We start from the raw sequence: 1,572 nt of genomic DNA on the forward strand, positions 1-1,572 counted from the left end.
TTAATGAATACTATGCACAGTTACTCATTGAATTTGGCTATCAGGTGGACTGCTCAGTGACGCCACGGGTTAACTGGCAGTTTTCACCCGGTGCCCCGCAGGGCAATGGCGGCACCAACTATCAGCATTTTCAGGATCGGGCCTACTTTATTGATCAGCAGGATATTTCGAAGCCAGGCGACTCTTCGCTGCTTGAAGTGCCAATGAGTATTCAATACAAACATTCTTCATTGATGAACGCCTTCAAACAGGGTTATGATCGCCTGCGTGGAAAACAGCGCAGCCCTTCCGTCCACTGGCTGCGCCCGATGGGCGGTAACGTGGCGCAGATGATTCATGTTGCTGAAAAAACACTGGCCGACGGCAGTGATTATGTTGAATTTATGCTGCACTCATCCGAGTTTATGCCTGGAGGCAGCCCGACGTTTAAAACGGACGAGAGTATTGAGCGACTGTATCTTGAACTTGACGAGTTATTTAGCTGGCTGCAGCCACGTGCCATTGGAATGACACTGTCTGAGTATTATCAGAAGAAAGTGAGTTGATGCAATGTCAAAGAAATGGAAGATTAGCCTCACAAATTGGTTTCTGGACCGTTATGTCACTAAACATGGTCGCTTGCAGAAGAAAGACAGTTTCGATAGCAGCATCCAGTTTGATAATATAGTTATCTATTCAACAACAGCGCTGGGTGATTTTATGTTTAATACACCCGCCATTCGTGCGATTCGTGAACGATACCCAGCAGCACACATCACGCTTGTTGCTCACCAAAAGAATCGTGAGCTGATTGATAACGGCCGTGATTATGACCGCGTGGTTTACTGGAATAACAAAATAAAGACGTTACCTACGCTGGTGAAAACCTTACGTCAACATCAACCTGATATTGCCATCATTCTTCACTCTCATCTTCCTTATGATGTTATCAGCGCTGTCATGTCCGGAGCGAAATATATCATCCGGGATAATTACAGTTCAGGTATTAGTGGACTAGAAAAATGGCTGACCAATTATGTTTTTCATTATTACGGGCACTTTGTACGCCGTAAATTAGAGTTGATTTCAATACTGGGTTGCCGTAGTGATGATCCCACGATGGTCATCCCTGCACCATTCCAGGCGGGAAACCGCGACCCATCACGTTTGACGATAGGCTTCCAGCTTGGCGCATCCACAGAGTCCCGCTGTTGGCCTGTATCGCACTACGTTACGCTGGCAAATATGCTTATCTCCCAGCTACCTGATGTGCATATTGTGCTGATTGGCGGGCCGACTGATGCAGGCAAAGCGCAACAGTTTATGCAGCAACTCGGTGAGAAAAACAGAGATTTAATTGACGACCGCATCGGTAAAACAGGGCTACAGCAGTTGATCACACTCATCGATGGTTTTGACCTGCTCGTCACGGGTGATACTGGACCACTCCATCTGGCAGTGGCATTGCAAGTCAAAACGATTAGCTTGTTTGTCACCGCCGACCCGCGTTCGACAGGTCCGATTCAGGATACTGAATTGCACCATATTATTCATAAGTCCCGTACCGGCTATACCCTGCCATTGGAAGTAGAA

The 1,572-nt window shown here is 47.0% G+C and carries 1 protein-coding gene and 1 pseudogene; both read left to right on the forward strand.

The features are described from left to right. A pseudogene (locus WH277_RS00160) lies at window positions 1-545 on the forward strand (deacetylase); the annotation flags it as partial. 4 nt (window positions 546-549) lie between these two features. Continuing rightward, window positions 550-1,572 (forward strand): glycosyltransferase family 9 protein (locus tag WH277_RS00165; RefSeq protein ID WP_339503651.1); only part of this gene is annotated, 1,023 nt, incomplete at its 3' end.

The sequence above is a fragment of the Erwinia sp. MYb416 genome (assembly GCF_037479575.1).
GTDB lineage: Bacteria > Pseudomonadota > Gammaproteobacteria > Enterobacterales > Enterobacteriaceae > Erwinia > Erwinia rhapontici.